Genomic DNA, 15,749 nt, shown 5'->3' with positions numbered 1-15,749 from the left:
CTCCCGACATTCCTGCCTTCGCGGGAATGACGAGAATGAGGAGAGAGTTTTGCGACACCCTCTTAGGGACGAGTAGTTCACAAATGATGAAAACCAAAACACTGGCAACCATCATTTTTCTCTTCGCTTTATTTACATCAAAAAGCTTTGGTGATATCAACTACACGCCTTTTTCTTACGATAGACTCAAAAATCGCACAGAGAAGTTTTTGCTGGTGCGCGTAATTATTGGCTCAAAAGTTGTTAGCCCCCTGACCTTTGTCAATATCATGGAGGATAAACGACTCAACCCAGAAGATACCCTTCGAGTACTCTTCCTGAATGCACATGATATACCTGAACATCAGATAGAGGCTATTGCAGAACTGTACGATGATGGTCACAGTCTAATCTACAATCTGCAGACGGAATCAGATAAAATACAGGCAGCTTTTTATCCTGAGAATGTTGAACACGACGAATTCTTTTTTAGTTTTGTAAGAACTTTCAATGATCAAGTTGAAAACCCAGCATACGTCAGCGACATTATTAAAGCATCTATTTTTTATGATTTCAGGCATTCTTGTGCATTAGACCTCGATGTAAGACTACTGAAGCCATTAGAAGAAATAGACCAGATAAATAGACGTTTGATTCATTCGCCCTATTTCCATTCCAATGAGCATTATTTGGATTACCCTGTGGATTCCTATACATTCAGAGACGTGTCAGCGAATGGTCAGCTGTATCTCGACGCCTATTACAGGGGGCAATACTTGAAAGAGGAACAGATGCTAGAAAAATCTGACGCCAGACTGAACCATATCAATAAAAAGCCTGGTTTTAACTGGCACTCCATCACTGTAGGGAAAGAAAATGACAACACCTTTAATATTTTATTGCCTGCAGCCAAAGCCCCCCTGCTTCTTAGAAATGAAATGGATATATCTAATGCCCAAAAGCTTGAGTGTACAAGAGCTGGAATACATTATCTTGATGAAAGAAATCCAAAAGAGCAGCTGGAAAGTACACTGAATGAGCAAATAAACAGAGCAAAAGAACTTATTAAAGCACCTCTGGATGATGACTTACATAACGTAAATAGCCTGAAAATAATCGAAACATTTATTCGTCTACCACAATAAAAGGTTCATGTGCGGTCAGGTTGTGATTTTTGAAGATGTCCTCAAATTTTTCTGCCTGTACTTTTCTTTCAGGAAGATATCCAAGGACTTTTGAGTTCAAATGTTTCCTCATCAAAATCTATCGAAGCCTCTATACCTATAGGTGTGACAAGCATAGGATGGGTGTGGCAACTATCGAAGCCATAAAGTATTGGAACATTTTTACTGTTTAATATTTCATTTAAAACATCGAGTGGTGCTGGATTGTACCACTTGGTGACCCTGATTCAGGTTGATCTGGTGTTGATAAAAGTCGATCACCTATACCAGATTTACTATTTATGCAGTCCATAGTTTGTTTTTACCGTTGTTCTTATTTATCTCTGATTGGCAAGGATATTCAAAATTAATTCTGCAGCTTAGAGTCGGTTTTAGTAAGAAAGTACACATTGTTTTCATGCTCTCAGGACAACTTCTAAGTATCTGGCCAGTTGGTTTCGCATATTCTGGCGAGTGGATTTTTTCATCCTTCAAGGCGCAACGACGGGCGCGTAGCAATAGCTTCGCAACCAGAGTTGGGACGCAGAAGGATGGAAAAAGCCGCCGTCCAGAATATGTGAAACCAACTGGTTAGGTACCTAATCACAGGATTGTCGGCAAACAATCAGTCATTCATTCATCTGTAGCTCAGTGATTTTCACTGTGTTAAAGCCATGGACGGTCAACACATGGCCATCGATGCTGTAGGTGGCTGATCCGATGGGAATATTGAGGGAAATGGTGGCTTTTTCTTCCCAGGTTCCATCACTCTGCTGGCCAAAAATTTTTGTCGTGCCATCGTCACTGCCGGTGATCACAAGGCGGCTATCGATGCTAAAGGTGGCTGATGTGACTCTCCTGAGATGGGAAATGGTAGCTTTTTCTTCCCAGGAACCATTGATACTCTGGTCATAGATTTTCACCGTGTTATCTTGACTGCGGGTAATCACATGGCGACTATCGGGGCTGAAGGTGGCTGAGTAGACAAAACTGTTATGGGAAATGATGGCTTTTTCTTCCCATGATTCATTGTCCTTCAGGCCGTAGATTTTCGCCGTGCAATCCCAACTGGCGGTCACCATATGGCGGCTATCGGGGCTGAAGGTGGCTGAATCGACACGATGATCATGGTAAATAATGGCTTTTTTTCTCCATAATCCATCGTCTTTCTTGCTGTAGATTATCGCCCTGCCATCGTAACTGGAGGTCACCAAATGGCGACTATCGTCGCTGAGTATGGCTGAGTTGACCCTATGCATATCGGAAAAGATGGCTTTTTGTCTCCATGCTCCATTGGCCTCCAGGCCATGGATTTTTGCACCGTGATGGATAGTGGTCGTCACCAAATAGCAGCCATCGGCGCTGAAGGTGGTTGATCTGACTGAATCATCGTGGTTAACGGCTTTTTCTGTCCATGATCCATCGTTCTGCTGGCTATAGATTTTCCACTGGCCGAATAAACTGGTGGTCACCACATGGCAGTTATCATTGCTGAAGGTGGCTGATATGACTGGCTCATCGTAGCGAATAATGGCTTTTTCTGACCATGATCCATCGTCCTTGTGGCTATAAATTTTTGCCTTGTTATCACTACTGGCGGTCACCAGATGGCGACCATCGGTGCTGAAGATAGCTGAGAAAACAAATTTGTCATGGGATACAGTGGCTTTTTCTACCCATGAGCCATCGTTATTCTGACCATAAATTTTCACCTCACCACCAACACTGGCGGTCACCACATGGCAACTATCGGGGCTGAAAGTGACTGTGAATACATTGTTATTATGGGAGACAGTGCTTTTTTCTTTCCATGATCCATCGTCCATCTGGCCATAGATTTTCAGCGTTTTATTGTCAATGGCGGTCACCACGTGGCGGCCATCGGGGCTGATAGTAGCCGTGCACAACTTGCTATTATCGGGGAGGATGGCTGTCTCTGATTTAAATGTTTTGCATTGAGACATCAGTTTAGTGAGAGTGAAAAAGAACAGCGCAGGAAAATAAATACTTTCTTGGCGATCCGTGACTGACTTGACTAATGCCTCATCCTTTGTAAAGCGCTGCAACCATTTCTGGAGTTCATCTTTATCTTTTTTAGCGACGATTGTCTTTAAAAGAGTCTGGTGTGATGAAGCAAACCGGCGATACCATGCCCTCGCCATTGCCGCATCATTTTTGAGCCTGTTGTTAATGCGTGAATTTGCCCGTGTTAATTGGGTAATATCATGAACTCGCAAATAGGTGAAAATTTTGGACTGTAGTCCTGGGGGCAAATACAGCAATAATGAAAACTCATTCTTGTCGTGTACAGTGACTTTCCTACCCGCAGTGCTACCACTTGGCGTCTCTGGTGGAGATTGATCTGGTCTTGATGGAAGTTTATCACCAATACCGGAATGGTTATTTATGCAATCCATAATTCGTTTTTCGTGGTTATTTTTTTATCCCTGGTTGTCAAGGAGATTCAAAATTGATTCTGCAGCTTAGACTCGGTTTTAGTGTGAAAGTTCACATTGTTCTCATGCTCTCTGGACAACTTCTAATCACAGGATTAACGGCAAGCAATCAGTCATTAATCTTCAGGAGCCTGTAAAATGTCATAGTACATGGCCTGACTTTCTCTGAAACTGAACCAAACTCACCGGAAAATGTTTCCCATCCCGGCGGATATGTATGTGCTGGAGCTCCAGATAGGATCTATGATGGGTGTGGTTGTAAGGGGCGTTTCGTCCAAAGGTGGTCGGAAGCACCCCCTTTTCCTTGTAAAGCCTGAAGTCGTTTAATAGATCATCAGCCTCTTCCTTACTAATCGTATCGATGATCAATTGACTCTGAAACAGCCTTGCTTTTGCCATTACAACCCTACTTTTTATTGGTAGTTAGTACTTTTTTTGTTTTTTCACTCAATCGATCGAATTGAGCCTCAGAGGGATTAAAACGTCCTTTCCCATCCCTTCTTTCTTTCTTTCCTCGATGATTCTGATCATCTTCCAGGATTTCAAATCAGTTGGTTATCGCTGGCTTTTATGTTTTGTTTTCGCACTCAACAAAGTCCCCCAAGTCATCATCTGACCTGGTTCTCAACTTTTCAGTCATCTGCTCAACCATCTCATCGGTTGTAGTAAAACGACCAGGAACACTCCTCAACTCAGAAGTGCCACGTTGAGCATACTCGCAAAATGCGGTCATTTCCTCAAACAGCTCAGCCGGTACAGCATAGAACTGAACCTCATTATTCGAGGTCACTGCGATTGCCTCTCCCCGGGCTTCCGCTATGGCATTGCCCGGATTGGTTTTGAACTTGCTAATAGAAGTCGTGAACCCACAAAGCACTCTCTGCAACATAAAATCACCTTATTTAGATTCAAATTAAATCATTATTTAGACTAAATATAACACTATATTTAGATAACAGGCACAGGCACAGGCACAGGCAAGGGCGCAAATACCGAGGAAGACAGTCACTCCGGGGATATCCTCACACTGAAATTAACTCGGGAAGGGGACGTGATTGGCACGCTGAACAAAGATTTTGCTGGTTATAGTGAAAAACACAGACTCAATAAAAACGCCTTCCTGGAAAAGGATATGCATATCGGAAAAGATGGCTTTTTGTTCCCATGCTCCACCGGCTTCCAGGCCATGGATTTTTATACCGAGATCGATAATGGTCGTCATCTGTAGAGCAATTTACCAGTGACAGCAAACAATCATTTATTTATCTGAAGTTCAGTGATTTTTGCCGTCTCATTTAACATGTGTTGCAGCAAAATAATGTGGCTCTGAGCTAATGAGTGTCCGCAAACATTAAGCTATTCATCCGTAATTCAGTGATTTGTACGCTGTCACTTGTGATCAGCACATGGTCATCGACGCTGAAGGTGGCTGCCCGGATCGGACTAAGGCGGGAAATGATGCCTTTTTCTTTCCATGATCCATAGTTCCCCTGGCCATAAATCTTCGCTATTCCATCGTTACTGACAGTGACCAGGTGGCGGCCATTGACGCTAAAGCTTGCTGATGTGACAAGACCATCATGGGAAATGGTGGTTTTTTCTTTCCAGGATCCATTGACCTTTCGGCCATAGAGTTTCACCGTGTTATCTCCACTGCAGGTGATTACATGGCGGCTATCGGCGCTGAATTTGGCTGAGAAGAAAGTATCTTTATCGCGAATGACGGCTTTTTTTTCCCAGGATCCATTGTCCTTCTGGCCATAAATTTTCGCCTTGCCATTTTTACAGTAGGTCAGCAAATGTCGGCTATCGGGGCTGAAGGTGACTGAATTGACATGTTTATGGGCAATGAAGCCTTTTCGTTCCCATGATCCATTCTCCTTATGGCCATAGATTATCGCCCTGCCATCGTGACAGTTGATCACCAAATGGCGATTGTCTGCGCTCAGTGTTGCTGATTTGATGCCTTTATTACGGATGGCGATTTTTTTTTCCCAGGAACCATCGGCCACCAGGCCATGGATTTTCACCCTGTCATCGATACCAGCAGTCACCAAATAGCGGCCATCGGCACTGAAGTTGGCTGAGAAGATATAGCTGTCGTGAGATACAGTGAATTTTTCTACCCATGACCCATCATCCTTCTGATAATAGATTTTCACCTTGTTATCACTGCGGGTCACCAGGTGGCGGCTATCGGGGCTGAAGCTGGCTGACATGACTGTATCATCGTGTTGAATAATGACTTTTTCTTCCCATGAGCCATCGTCTTTGGGGCCATAAATGATCGCCTTGCAATCATCACTGGCAGTCACCATCTGTCGGCTATCGGGGCTGAAGCTGGCTGACCTGACCCTTTCTTCATGGGAAATAGTGACTTTTTTTTCCCATGATCCATCGTCCTTCTGACCACAGATTTTCACAGTTTTATCGTCACTTATGGTCAACACATGGTGACTATCGGGGCTGAAGGTGGCTGAGTTGACGGTGTCTTCATGAGTGATAGTAACTTTTTCTTCCAATGAACCATCGTCCTTACGGCCATAAACTTTCACCCTGTTATCTTTACTGCAGGTGATTACATGGCTACCATCGGGGCTGAAGCTGGCCGATTTCACATCAGCACTATCGGGGAGGGTGGCTCTTCTCTCTAATTTAAATATTTTACATTCAGACATCAGTTTAGTGAGAGTGGAAAAAAACACAGCAGGAAAACAAATACTCTTCTGGCGACCCATGACTGACTTGATTAATGCCTCGTCTTTTGTAAAGCGCCTCAACCAAACCTCAAGTTGATTTTTATCTTTTGCAGCGACGATTCTCTTCAGCAGAGCCTGATGGGATGAAGGAAACTGGCGATACCATGCCTTTGCCATTGCCGTATCATTTTTGAGTGTGCTGTTAAGGTAGGAATGTGTCCGTGTTAATTTGGCAACGTCATAATCCTTCAAATAAGTAGAAATTTCGGATTGTATGTCCGGGGGCAGATCGAGCAACATTAAAGGCTTGTTCTTGTTACCTTGAATAACGTTCCTACCCAGAGTGGTACCAGATGATGTACCTGATCGAGATTGATTCGGAGTTGATGAGAGTGAGCCACCAAAACAGGAAAGGTTTCTTATGAAATTCATGGCTCGTTTCTCCATAATTTTAACTTTGGTTGGCAGGGATACCCAAAATTGTTTCTGAGGGTTAGATTCGGTTTTAGCATGAAAGTTCAAGACATTCATGATAGCCAGACTAACAAGAATCCGTTGAACGATAAGTGACTCCCCAGACGTTTATGGAGATATTTTTTTGTTCTTGTCATTGAACCTTTCTCATTGTCAAGAGTCAAAGCACAAGAAATTACGAACCAATCAACCTAAAAATTATAATTTCATGCTGCACAGCGATACTGAGGGAGACTTAAGTTTACGATCTCCAGATTAAAGTATGTGTAACAATCAGGAGGTAAATTTTTAATGAATATTCGCCCGAACCCAAGCCCGCTACCCGTTAATTCGGACACTGAACCCAAAGGGAGCAGTTTATCTATAAGCTTTAAAAGGCAACTGGATGTTTTGGACCCAGATGATCCGCACTCCTCCAAGCCGCCATCTTTAACCCTGGTTGCAGCATTCCCCACTGAAAGTAACATTAATGCTCGATCGGTCACTACACTTGAACCCTTTATCAACTCAGATGCCGATAAGCCCTGCGAAATGATTCCATGGGGCACTGAATTCGAGCGTATTTATCAATCCCTGGAGCAAAAAAAACACCAGGAGATCGAAGCCCAGGTAAATGCTCTCAGTGATGCTCAGATTCAAAGTCTGTTCACTGTTACCCGACCCTCTCAAATCTGGGTAAGATCTGAACCTACGAATTCACTTATTGAATTGGCCGTCGTTTCCGAAAAGGCAGGCCATATTTTTTTCCAGGTTTTATTTGACCGACTGTCTTCGGAAGAACTACAGCATGCACTGTTAGAACCATACGATGACAACAAAACGTTTTTACATCTGATATGCTGTGTTATGGATAAACCATTACTCAAGAAGCTGGAAGAGAAAATAGATAGACAAATCCTTTTGGAGATGCTCACCCAACCCACAAATGACCTTGCTCCTCCCCTTGCATTTGCCTGTCTCTATAATAAAAGTACCCATCTGTTTGACACCGTCTTTGATGAAAACAGGGAATTGATTGTAAAACTCCTGAAGGGGAGTCCCGACCTTGATCAAAGCATACTACAGTTCATGTGCAATGACAGAGCAAGGCCCGGTGGAGCCCTCCAGCTAAGGACTGAAAAATACTTTCACCGTATTCAACAACTGTTATGTAAGCTGAACCCGCAGGAACGCTTTGACGCTATCCAATTTACCGGAAAATCCAATGAGTCTGCTTTACTATGGGCCTGCACAGGCAAACGACTCCATTCTGATGAATTGGTATTGATACTGACTGAAGAATTGGATGATGTTCAAAAAGCCAGGCTTTGTACCGTGCAATCGGAAACGGGCCATTCACTGATACAAAAGTGCCTTGAGCTTAACAAGCTTGATAAAGTTGCCTCTCTCTGCATGACTATCCACGATCAATCACTGAGGTTTAAGGTGCTGTCGATCAGCACATTGGAAGGCCATTCCTTCTTTAAACAGTGGCTTCTCAACTCTGCTGATTCTCATAGAGAAATTGAAGAAGGTATAGAGTACATGCTGCAGGATATGATCGCTTACCACCGGATTCTGATCATTGCTGGTGATCGACGTATTTGGGATCAGACAATCGACGGTACTGATCATCAGAACATCACACGGCAGCAAGAGCAAACTCCGATTGTAGAGGCCATGAACAGGAGTAAAATGAAATTGGCTGAATTTCTCTGGAAGCAGATTGCGGATCCAGAATTAAGAATTAAACTGCTGCTTTACAAAGCCAAACATCAGGCAACCCTGTTGCAGTATATGCTTGATGTTAGGGAGCGGTGGGATTACTTCAAATACAGGATCATGAACACCAGTAACAAGGCCTTGCAAAATTCATTTGCTGCTGAATTGTACTATCATGCCTTAGCTGCCAAACGTTTTGTTGATGCAGAATATTATTTCAGCCAAATAAGTGATAAAAAATTAAAACACGATCTATCGAACGATCCCAAATGTTTTTTTGTGAGTATCTCCAGGAAAACAGAGGCGGATATTGAACATTTTTTCAGTCAGAAAACTCCATCCCAATGCACAGAATCTTTAATCTATATACTTGAACAAACTCTCTATAATAAAAAATCCTTGCCGGAAAACCTTCTTCACGTGATTACATTGCAGAAGAATGCAGTCAATAAAGATACTTTTTCCAAATGGGCTACAAGTCCACAGCAAGGTGAACAATGCCCAATAACCACAGCCCTGAGTCGATACGTCATAGCTTACCGCAAATGGAAATGTCCTGAGAAATTCAAGTTCTATCCTGATAGCAGTGAACAGCGGGAAATGCTAGCCTGTTTGAATATGCAGATATTCCAGGGAATAGTAAGCATGATGAGTGAGGAGAAAGTAAAGGAGTTCTTCTTCTCTTTACAGGATGGTCATTATAATGTTTTACATCTGTTTGTCTATAAAGAAATCCTGAAAAACATAGTTTATGCCCTGGGTGATTCGGGCAAAGCCTTTCTTGAACAAATAAATCCTGCGACCGGTAGAAATCTATTGCATATTCTGTTTGAGCCCAGACTTATTGAATCTGAAGATACAGAACTGAATGATATCATTAATACCGTCAATTGGCTGGATGAAAACTATGAATTAAGCCTGTTTTTGCAAGGTCGTATGAAAAACGATGGCTCAACTCCTTTACATTTACTATTCTTGGCAGCCGACAATTCAACATTACTATCTGGTTGTATTGATTCACAAACATTACAAGAGCATATTATGAATCGGCTATGTCAACCAAATGCAGATGCTCTCCTGCTGGTTGAGTTATTTGAGCTTAAAGACAATAACGGCTGCACACCGCTGCACAATTTCTTTTCCTGTAAATATATCAATAACAAAATCGGTGATCTTTTAATTCAAAAACTGGGTCTTGAAACATTTTTTAAGCTAATGCACATCAAAGACAACCAAGGCAATACTGTTATGGATCATTTTTCAAAACGCAATAATCATTTGCGTGAGAAATACCAAAATTTGTTTGAGACTAGAAAAGCTCTGGTAAGGAGAACCTGAATCAGGTTGAAGCTCGACAATAAAACGTCTTGTCAACGCCTTGGCCTGACCGATGACAGACAGCGAAAGCAACAGCAGTGTTGCAAAGCGTGAATGTTTAATCATCCTATCCTTGCCTTCCGGTTTACAGGGAGGAAGGATAGACCAGGAAAGCCACAAGAAATGGCGATTTTTGGTTCAGAGACCTAAGGCATTGTTCCGGTTCACATCAATAAGCTTGCCCTGCCTCCCACTTAAACCGGCTTTTGATATCGTGCCCAACGCCAATCAGACAGGGAATGATGGCCAGAGTGATAAATGTGGCAAAGAGAATACCAAAGCCCAGGGAGATCGCCATGGGGATGAGCATTTGAGCTTCACGGGATGTTTCGAAAATCATCGGAGCTAAGCCGCCAAAAGTGGTCAGTGTCGTCAGGATAATGGGGCGGAATCGTCGGGTTGCGGCCTTATTAATCGCTTCTCGCCAATCTTTACCATCTTTTCTGTGCTTGTTGTAAGTAGTGAGTAGAATAAGGCTGTCGTTCACTACAACACCACAGAGTGCTATAACGCCCATAAAACTGATCATACTCAGGGTGTAACCCAGTATCATATGACCCAGGAAAGCACCTACCAGTCCAAAGGGAATAGCTGCCATGACCAGCAGCGGCTGGGTAAAGCTCTGAAAAGGTATAGCCAGCAGAGCGTAGATCAGAAGCATGGCCAGCAGGCTCGACTTCAGCAGTGCGCTCATGCTTTTTGCCGCACGTTTCTGGTCTCCTCCCAGGTCGATTTGCAGTCCCGGATACTTTGCCAAAAGCTCGTCAAACACATTTTTTTGCAAAGAGCTGATGATCTGAGGTGTAGAGCCTCTGGGGTTCACTTCTGCGGTAATATCAACGGTTCTGTTACCATCCCTGCGGATGACAGTTGATGGTGCAATGCTATGGTCTACGGTTGCGACACGAGTCAGAGGAATATAGTTGCCGTCGTCATTACGAATCATCATGTTGAGAAGGTCGGCTTCACTCTGTCTCAGTGCTTCGTTCAACATGACTTTTACCGAAACTTCGTTTCTTCCTTCCTGTTGTTTTATAGCAGTGACTCCAAAGAGAGCATTGCGCAACTGCTTTGAAATATCATCAGCAGTGAGTCCCAGTGCCATGCCTTCCTGACTGATACGGATATCCAGCTGAGGATTACCACTGGCAAAACTACTGGAGATATCTGTGACTCCGCTAAACTGTTGCAGTTGCCGTGAGAGGAATTTACTGGCCTGACTAAGAACTTCAGTGTCGCTGTGGCTCAGTTCAACGGTCAGGGCAGGATCACCTCCCGGTCCATGACCCGTCGTTGTGTAAGTGATACTCAGCAGGCCGTTCATTTCACCATTGGCTTTCCTCCAGAGTCTGGCAACTTCAGCCGTATTGATTGGACGTACATCAGGAGCCGTCAGGTTCAGAGAAACTCTGATCACCTCGTTCTCAATGATGGTTGTAAGGCCGCTAACCAGTTTATCGCCGCCATTTTCCCGGGCCAGCTTCTGAGCGCCAGCTTCAATGATTGCCAGAGTTTCCCTGATTTTACTGTCTGGACTACCGTATGGGAGGGTCGCGATGACCCTGACAAAGCTGGCATCGGTTCTGGGCATCAGATAAAAGCCCAGCCTGCCGCTGGCTTGCCATGCTCCAACCAGCACTACAATAGCCAGGGCAACGGAAAGTGACAGGTATTTATGATTAAGAATGCTGTTTAGTGCTGGCTTGTATCTTGTGTTTATAAACGACATTAGACGTTTGTTAGCACTTTGTTGAACGCTGTCCAGCCATTGACCTGCTTTACCTTTTGGCCTGTCTTTCGTTTGCCCCAGATGGGCAGGGAGAATAAAAAGGGCCTCGATCCATGAAATAGCGAATACGCTGATGACCACCAGCGGAGTGGCCTGCTGTAGCTTACCCAGCATTCCGGGCAGGGTCAGAATCGGGAGAAAGGCTACCATATTGGTCAGGATACTGAACGTCAGTGGTACGGCGACGTCTCTGGCGCCAAGAATAGCTGCTCTGGAAAAACTCATTCCTTCCTGACGACGATGATAGATGTTTTCACCGGCAATAATGGCATCATCCACCACAATTCCAAGGGCGATGATAAAGGCAAACATGGAAATAATGTTGATGGAAACATCCATTCCGGGCAGTAATAGCATTGCTCCAAGAAAGGATGTCGGAATCCCCATGGTGACCCAGAAGGCCAGGCGGTACTCCAGAAACAGGCTTAGAAGAACCAGCACCAGTAGCAGCCCCAGGAATGCATTTTTCAAAAGCAGGTTCATCTGGTTTTTGAAGTTTACCGAGTCATCATCGGTGATATCGATGCTCACTCCGGGAGGCAGTTCCGCCCTTATCTCAGGCAGAATATTTCTTACGGTATCCGATACACCGATGGGCGTTTGTTCTCCTACACGGTAAACAGTCAGTCCGGCTGCCAGCTGACCGTTATAACGTGCTTCCATTCCGTCATCGTCGAATTCATGGCTGAGTGTGGCAATGTCTCCCAGTTTCAGGGTGCTGCCACTGGTCATTGATTTGATCGGAACATCACGAAAAGTGTCAACCTGTTCACGACGTTCCTGAACCCTTACACTGATGTCGCCCCCGATAGCGTTAATTTCTCCGGAAGTTTGATCGAATGCCTGTTGACTGATAGCTTCGGAGACCTCTCCCAGAGTCAATTCATAACGTTGAAGCTGATCTTGATCGATACTGATCTGAATCTCATGCCCTGGTTCCATATCCAGCTCAATCTGGGTGAGTCCGGGGTCTTGCAGTAAACGGTCGCGAACGTTTTCTGCCAGAGTACGCAAAATCCGCTTGTCGACATCACCGTAGATCATGATTTCCATGACTTCTCTTTTACGACTCTTGACGGATATCCTTGGTTTTTCAGATTCTTCCGGCAGCGTGGTGAGCCGGTTTACTGCCTGATCAATTTCCTGAAGCATCTGGTTGGCATCATACCCTTCCATTACTTTGACGGTGATTGAGGCTGAGCCTGAAACCGAAGTTGAGTTGATCTCATCAATGCCTTCAATGCCCCGGATGGCATTTTCAACAGGCAGTACAATACCCAGATCGATCTCTTCGGGTGTTGCTCCCGAATAACTGACAGCGACCTCGATCCGATCAACATTGAATTCCGGCATAATTTCTTTCTTGATGCCCCAGGTGACAAACAGGCCGCCGATAATCAGAAAGAGCATCAGGAGATTCGGAGTGATTTTGTCACGGGCCATCCACGCGATAGCGCCTTTATTTTCGTTCATGGCTGCTTACCTGCAACAAAAGGCTTTTCAGTTCTTCGCAAGGGCAGGCCATCGACAGGGGCAATCAGCGAGGAGCTGACCAGTTGGTCACCATCTTCAAGACCAGAAAGCAGGATCGCTTTTTCGGAATCACGGTATACAGGTGAGAGGGTACGAATCTCAAGACTGTTATCCCGGGTTAACAGCCAGACCTGATGGCTGTTTCTTATCAGTGCTTCAGGCACGACAAAGGCATTGTCCACTTTTTTGCCCAGGATCTCTGCTCGGAGCAGGTCATTAATCATGACGGGAGGTTTATCGTTATTCTCTTCTCGTTGAGCCAGCGGGTCCTCAATCTCAATAATGACTTTTGCCATCAGAGAACCGTCGTTCAGTTCCGGAGATACGGAGATCAGTGTTCCCTGACGGGACTCCGTACCCCAATCCGGGCTGGTGATTTTCACCGCACTACCGGCAGGGTCTTCGTTGGCAAAATTCAGCCATTGCAATTGACCGGCAGGCACTTCCATTTCGATCCAGAAGCGGTCAGTAGAGATCAGCACCATCAAAGCGGTGCTGTTGTTAACCTGACTGCCGGGGTGAATAGTGTTGCTGATGATCTGGCTATCAAACGGAGCTGTTATGTGTGTTCTTCCAAGGTTCAGTTTTGCCTGATCCAGATTCGCCTGAGCCTGACTTAAGGCTGCTTTGGCGGCTTCCAGTTGAGGTTGCCGAAGGACCAGGGCTTCTTCTTCCGGAGAGAGCGTATTGCCTGTCAGTTCGTACTCCTGCCGGGCGATATTCTGCTGTCCCTGCTCCAGCTTCAATTCCGACCATGCCTGAGCGACAGCGGCTTCCTGTTCCCGAACAAGAATCTGATATTCATCCTGATCCAGAGCCACAAGCAGCTCACCTTTCCTGACACGGGAGCCGGGCACCAGACCATCAAGGATACCGTCGACCCTGCCACTGATCTCAGGATAAAGAGTGACCCGCTGACTGGGGATAACGGTACCCAGACCCCTGACACGAATGTTGACGGTTTGTTGTTCAACGGTAACCGTTTCCACCATTTGGGCTTTTTTCCCGGGTTCGGCACGACCGGCTTTGGGGGAGGTCGTCATCAGCAACCATGCTGCAATAACCGAGATAACAAGGATCAATAGAGGAGCAGCAGGTTTTTTCAGGTGTTGGATGGGGGGATTCATTTTCATATCAGTGTGTGAGCAGAGCCTTGTCTTGTTCAGTGCTTGCCATGCTTCCATGCCGGACGAGCTTTTCTATGTTCAGATCACCTGCCAGAGCTCGGTAAAGTTGAATTCGCGCGGCCAGAAGATTGCCCTTGCTAATCAGTTTCTGTTGTTCCAGATCCAGTCTGCTGTTTTGTGCGGTTAACACTTCAAGAAAAGTGCTGTCACCATTCTGATATCGGGTGAGTTTGAACTGTTCTGCCTTCAAAGCTAACGACAATTGTTTGTCAATACTCTCTAGGTGCTGGTGCACGGACTGTTCGCGAGTCAGTGTGGTTTCTACTTCCGTAAAGGCTTCGAGAACTGCTTGAGAGTAAGTGTTCAGAGATTCGCTTAAAGCAGCTTGTCGACGATCGACTTCAGCTTTACGCATCCCGCCGTCAAAGAGTGGGCCTATCAGTCCGGCCGCCAGATTGGCTGCCCAATCATTCATCAGAGAAGAGAAGTTTGAGCTGGTGGATAACACTGAGGCCGTGAGATTGATCTGAGGTAGCCGGTTGGCTTCGGCCATTATTAATTGCTGGTTTTGACGCTCGACATTAAACCAGGCCTGTTTCAGATCCGGGCGACGACTCAGTAGGTCAGCTGGCAAGCCGGTAGCAGGAAGAGGTTTCAGCTCCGGGGTTTCCGGAATATCGATTGAGGGCAGAGTGCTTGTCCCAATCAGAAGCGCCAACTGTCGGGAGGTCAGTTGCTTCTGATGCCCGGCGGCGAGTTTTTTAGCCTTAAGATTTTCCAGAAGCTGTTGCTGTTGCAGCAGGTCTTCTGCCTGTGTCTGACCGTATCGGAATCGCAGTTCAATCACTGACAGCTGACGGGTCAGATTTTCAATCTGCTGGTGATAGAGTTTGATCAGAGTTTGCTGGGTGACCAATTCATACCAGTGACGGGCTACTTCAGACGACAATGTTATTGTTGCAATGGCCAGTGCTTCTCGGCTGGCGAGAAAATCGAATTCTGCAGAGGCTTCATTGGCTGTCAGGCGTGACCAGAGATCAATTTCATAACTGGCCATCAATCCGATCTGAAATTGCTCCATATTATTGGAAGACTGACGGGTTCGGCTGCCTGCGAAGGTCGCATCAACATTGGGAAGTGATGCTGCTCCAGATTGTCTGGCAGCGGCTTCAGCCTGACGAAGCCTGTCCGTTGCCGCTTTCAGACTGAAATTATCGGTCAGTGCTTTTTCAATAAGAGTATTGAGCTGGGGGTCATTGAAGCTTTGCCACCAGAGGCTGTACCTGGCTTCATTGCCGGATTGAGAAAAGGCCGCTGGCAGAGAAACTTCTGGTGACGATAAGTTGTTCTGCGTGGTACAACCCGACATCAGGAGGAGCAAGGTTCCTATTGTCAGGTATCGTAGGTATTTCATGGCTGAGAAACGAGTCATTCTAAACAGCCATTATCCT

At 45.3% G+C, this 15,749-nt stretch carries 11 protein-coding genes; 2 read left to right on the top strand and 9 right to left on the bottom strand.

The window, feature by feature from the left end; all coding sequences use genetic code 11:
* Positions 1 to 83: 83 nt before the first annotated feature.
* A complete protein-coding gene (locus ACOMHB_RS06625; RefSeq protein ID WP_448215982.1) occupies positions 84 to 1,124 on the top strand; it encodes a hypothetical protein in 1,041 nt (346 codons plus the stop codon).
* Positions 1,125 to 1,192: 68 nt separating this feature from the next.
* On the opposite strand, the gene ACOMHB_RS06620 is transcribed toward ACOMHB_RS06625, so the two are convergent.
* From ACOMHB_RS06620 to ACOMHB_RS06595, 6 genes are all read right to left on the bottom strand, one after another.
* Positions 1,193 to 1,390, bottom strand: coding sequence for a hypothetical protein (locus ACOMHB_RS06620; protein WP_448218612.1), 198 nt, complete (start codon positions 1,388 to 1,390; stop codon positions 1,193 to 1,195).
* Between the two features lie 381 nt (positions 1,391 to 1,771).
* Positions 1,772 to 3,559, bottom strand: coding sequence for a WD40 repeat domain-containing protein (locus ACOMHB_RS06615; protein ID WP_448215981.1), 1,788 nt, complete (start codon positions 3,557 to 3,559; stop codon positions 1,772 to 1,774).
* Between the two features lie 180 nt (positions 3,560 to 3,739).
* The gene (locus tag ACOMHB_RS06610) at positions 3,740 to 3,997 is read right to left on the bottom strand and encodes a type II toxin-antitoxin system YafO family toxin (RefSeq protein ID WP_448215980.1); all 258 of its coding nucleotides are present in this window, start codon (positions 3,995 to 3,997) and stop codon (positions 3,740 to 3,742) included.
* 169 nt (positions 3,998 to 4,166) lie between these two features.
* Positions 4,167 to 4,487, bottom strand: a complete 321-nt coding sequence (locus tag ACOMHB_RS06605) for a type II toxin-antitoxin system Phd/YefM family antitoxin (protein ID WP_448215979.1) — start codon at positions 4,485 to 4,487, stop codon at positions 4,167 to 4,169.
* Between the two features lie 144 nt (positions 4,488 to 4,631).
* Positions 4,632 to 4,820, bottom strand: a complete 189-nt coding sequence (locus ACOMHB_RS06600) for a hypothetical protein (RefSeq protein ID WP_448215978.1) — start codon at positions 4,818 to 4,820, stop codon at positions 4,632 to 4,634.
* Positions 4,821 to 4,929: 109 nt separating this feature from the next.
* Complete coding sequence (locus tag ACOMHB_RS06595) at positions 4,930 to 6,729, bottom strand: F-box/WD repeat-containing protein (protein ID WP_448215977.1); 1,800 nt, start codon at positions 6,727 to 6,729, stop codon at positions 4,930 to 4,932.
* Between the two features lie 1,305 nt (positions 6,730 to 8,034).
* On the opposite strand from ACOMHB_RS06595, the gene ACOMHB_RS06590 reads away from it, so the two are divergent.
* Entirely contained in the window at positions 8,035 to 9,810 is a 1,776-nt protein-coding gene (locus tag ACOMHB_RS06590; RefSeq protein ID WP_448215976.1) for a hypothetical protein, read from the top strand.
* A 208-nt stretch (positions 9,811 to 10,018) separates the two neighbouring features.
* Here the strand turns inward: ACOMHB_RS06590 and ACOMHB_RS06585 are convergent, their stop codons facing one another.
* The 3 genes from ACOMHB_RS06585 to ACOMHB_RS06575 are packed head-to-tail and all read right to left on the bottom strand — an operon-like array spanning position 10,019 to position 15,730.
* The gene (locus tag ACOMHB_RS06585) at positions 10,019 to 13,111 is read right to left on the bottom strand and encodes an efflux RND transporter permease subunit (RefSeq protein WP_448215975.1); all 3,093 of its coding nucleotides are present in this window, start codon (positions 13,109 to 13,111) and stop codon (positions 10,019 to 10,021) included.
* A complete protein-coding gene (locus ACOMHB_RS06580) occupies positions 13,108 to 14,298 on the bottom strand; it encodes an efflux RND transporter periplasmic adaptor subunit (protein ID WP_422137219.1) in 1,191 nt (396 codons plus the stop codon). The genes ACOMHB_RS06585 and ACOMHB_RS06580 overlap by 4 nt, the downstream gene beginning before the upstream one ends.
* Before the next feature lie 7 nt (positions 14,299 to 14,305).
* Positions 14,306 to 15,730, bottom strand: coding sequence for an efflux transporter outer membrane subunit (locus ACOMHB_RS06575; RefSeq protein ID WP_422132535.1), 1,425 nt, complete (start codon positions 15,728 to 15,730; stop codon positions 14,306 to 14,308).
* Positions 15,731 to 15,749 lie beyond the last annotated feature (19 nt).

It is taken from the genome of Endozoicomonas sp. 2B-B, assembly GCF_053470045.1.
The sequence above is the reverse complement of the archived record's forward strand: the minus strand, read 5'-3'. Positions and strand labels throughout refer to the sequence as shown.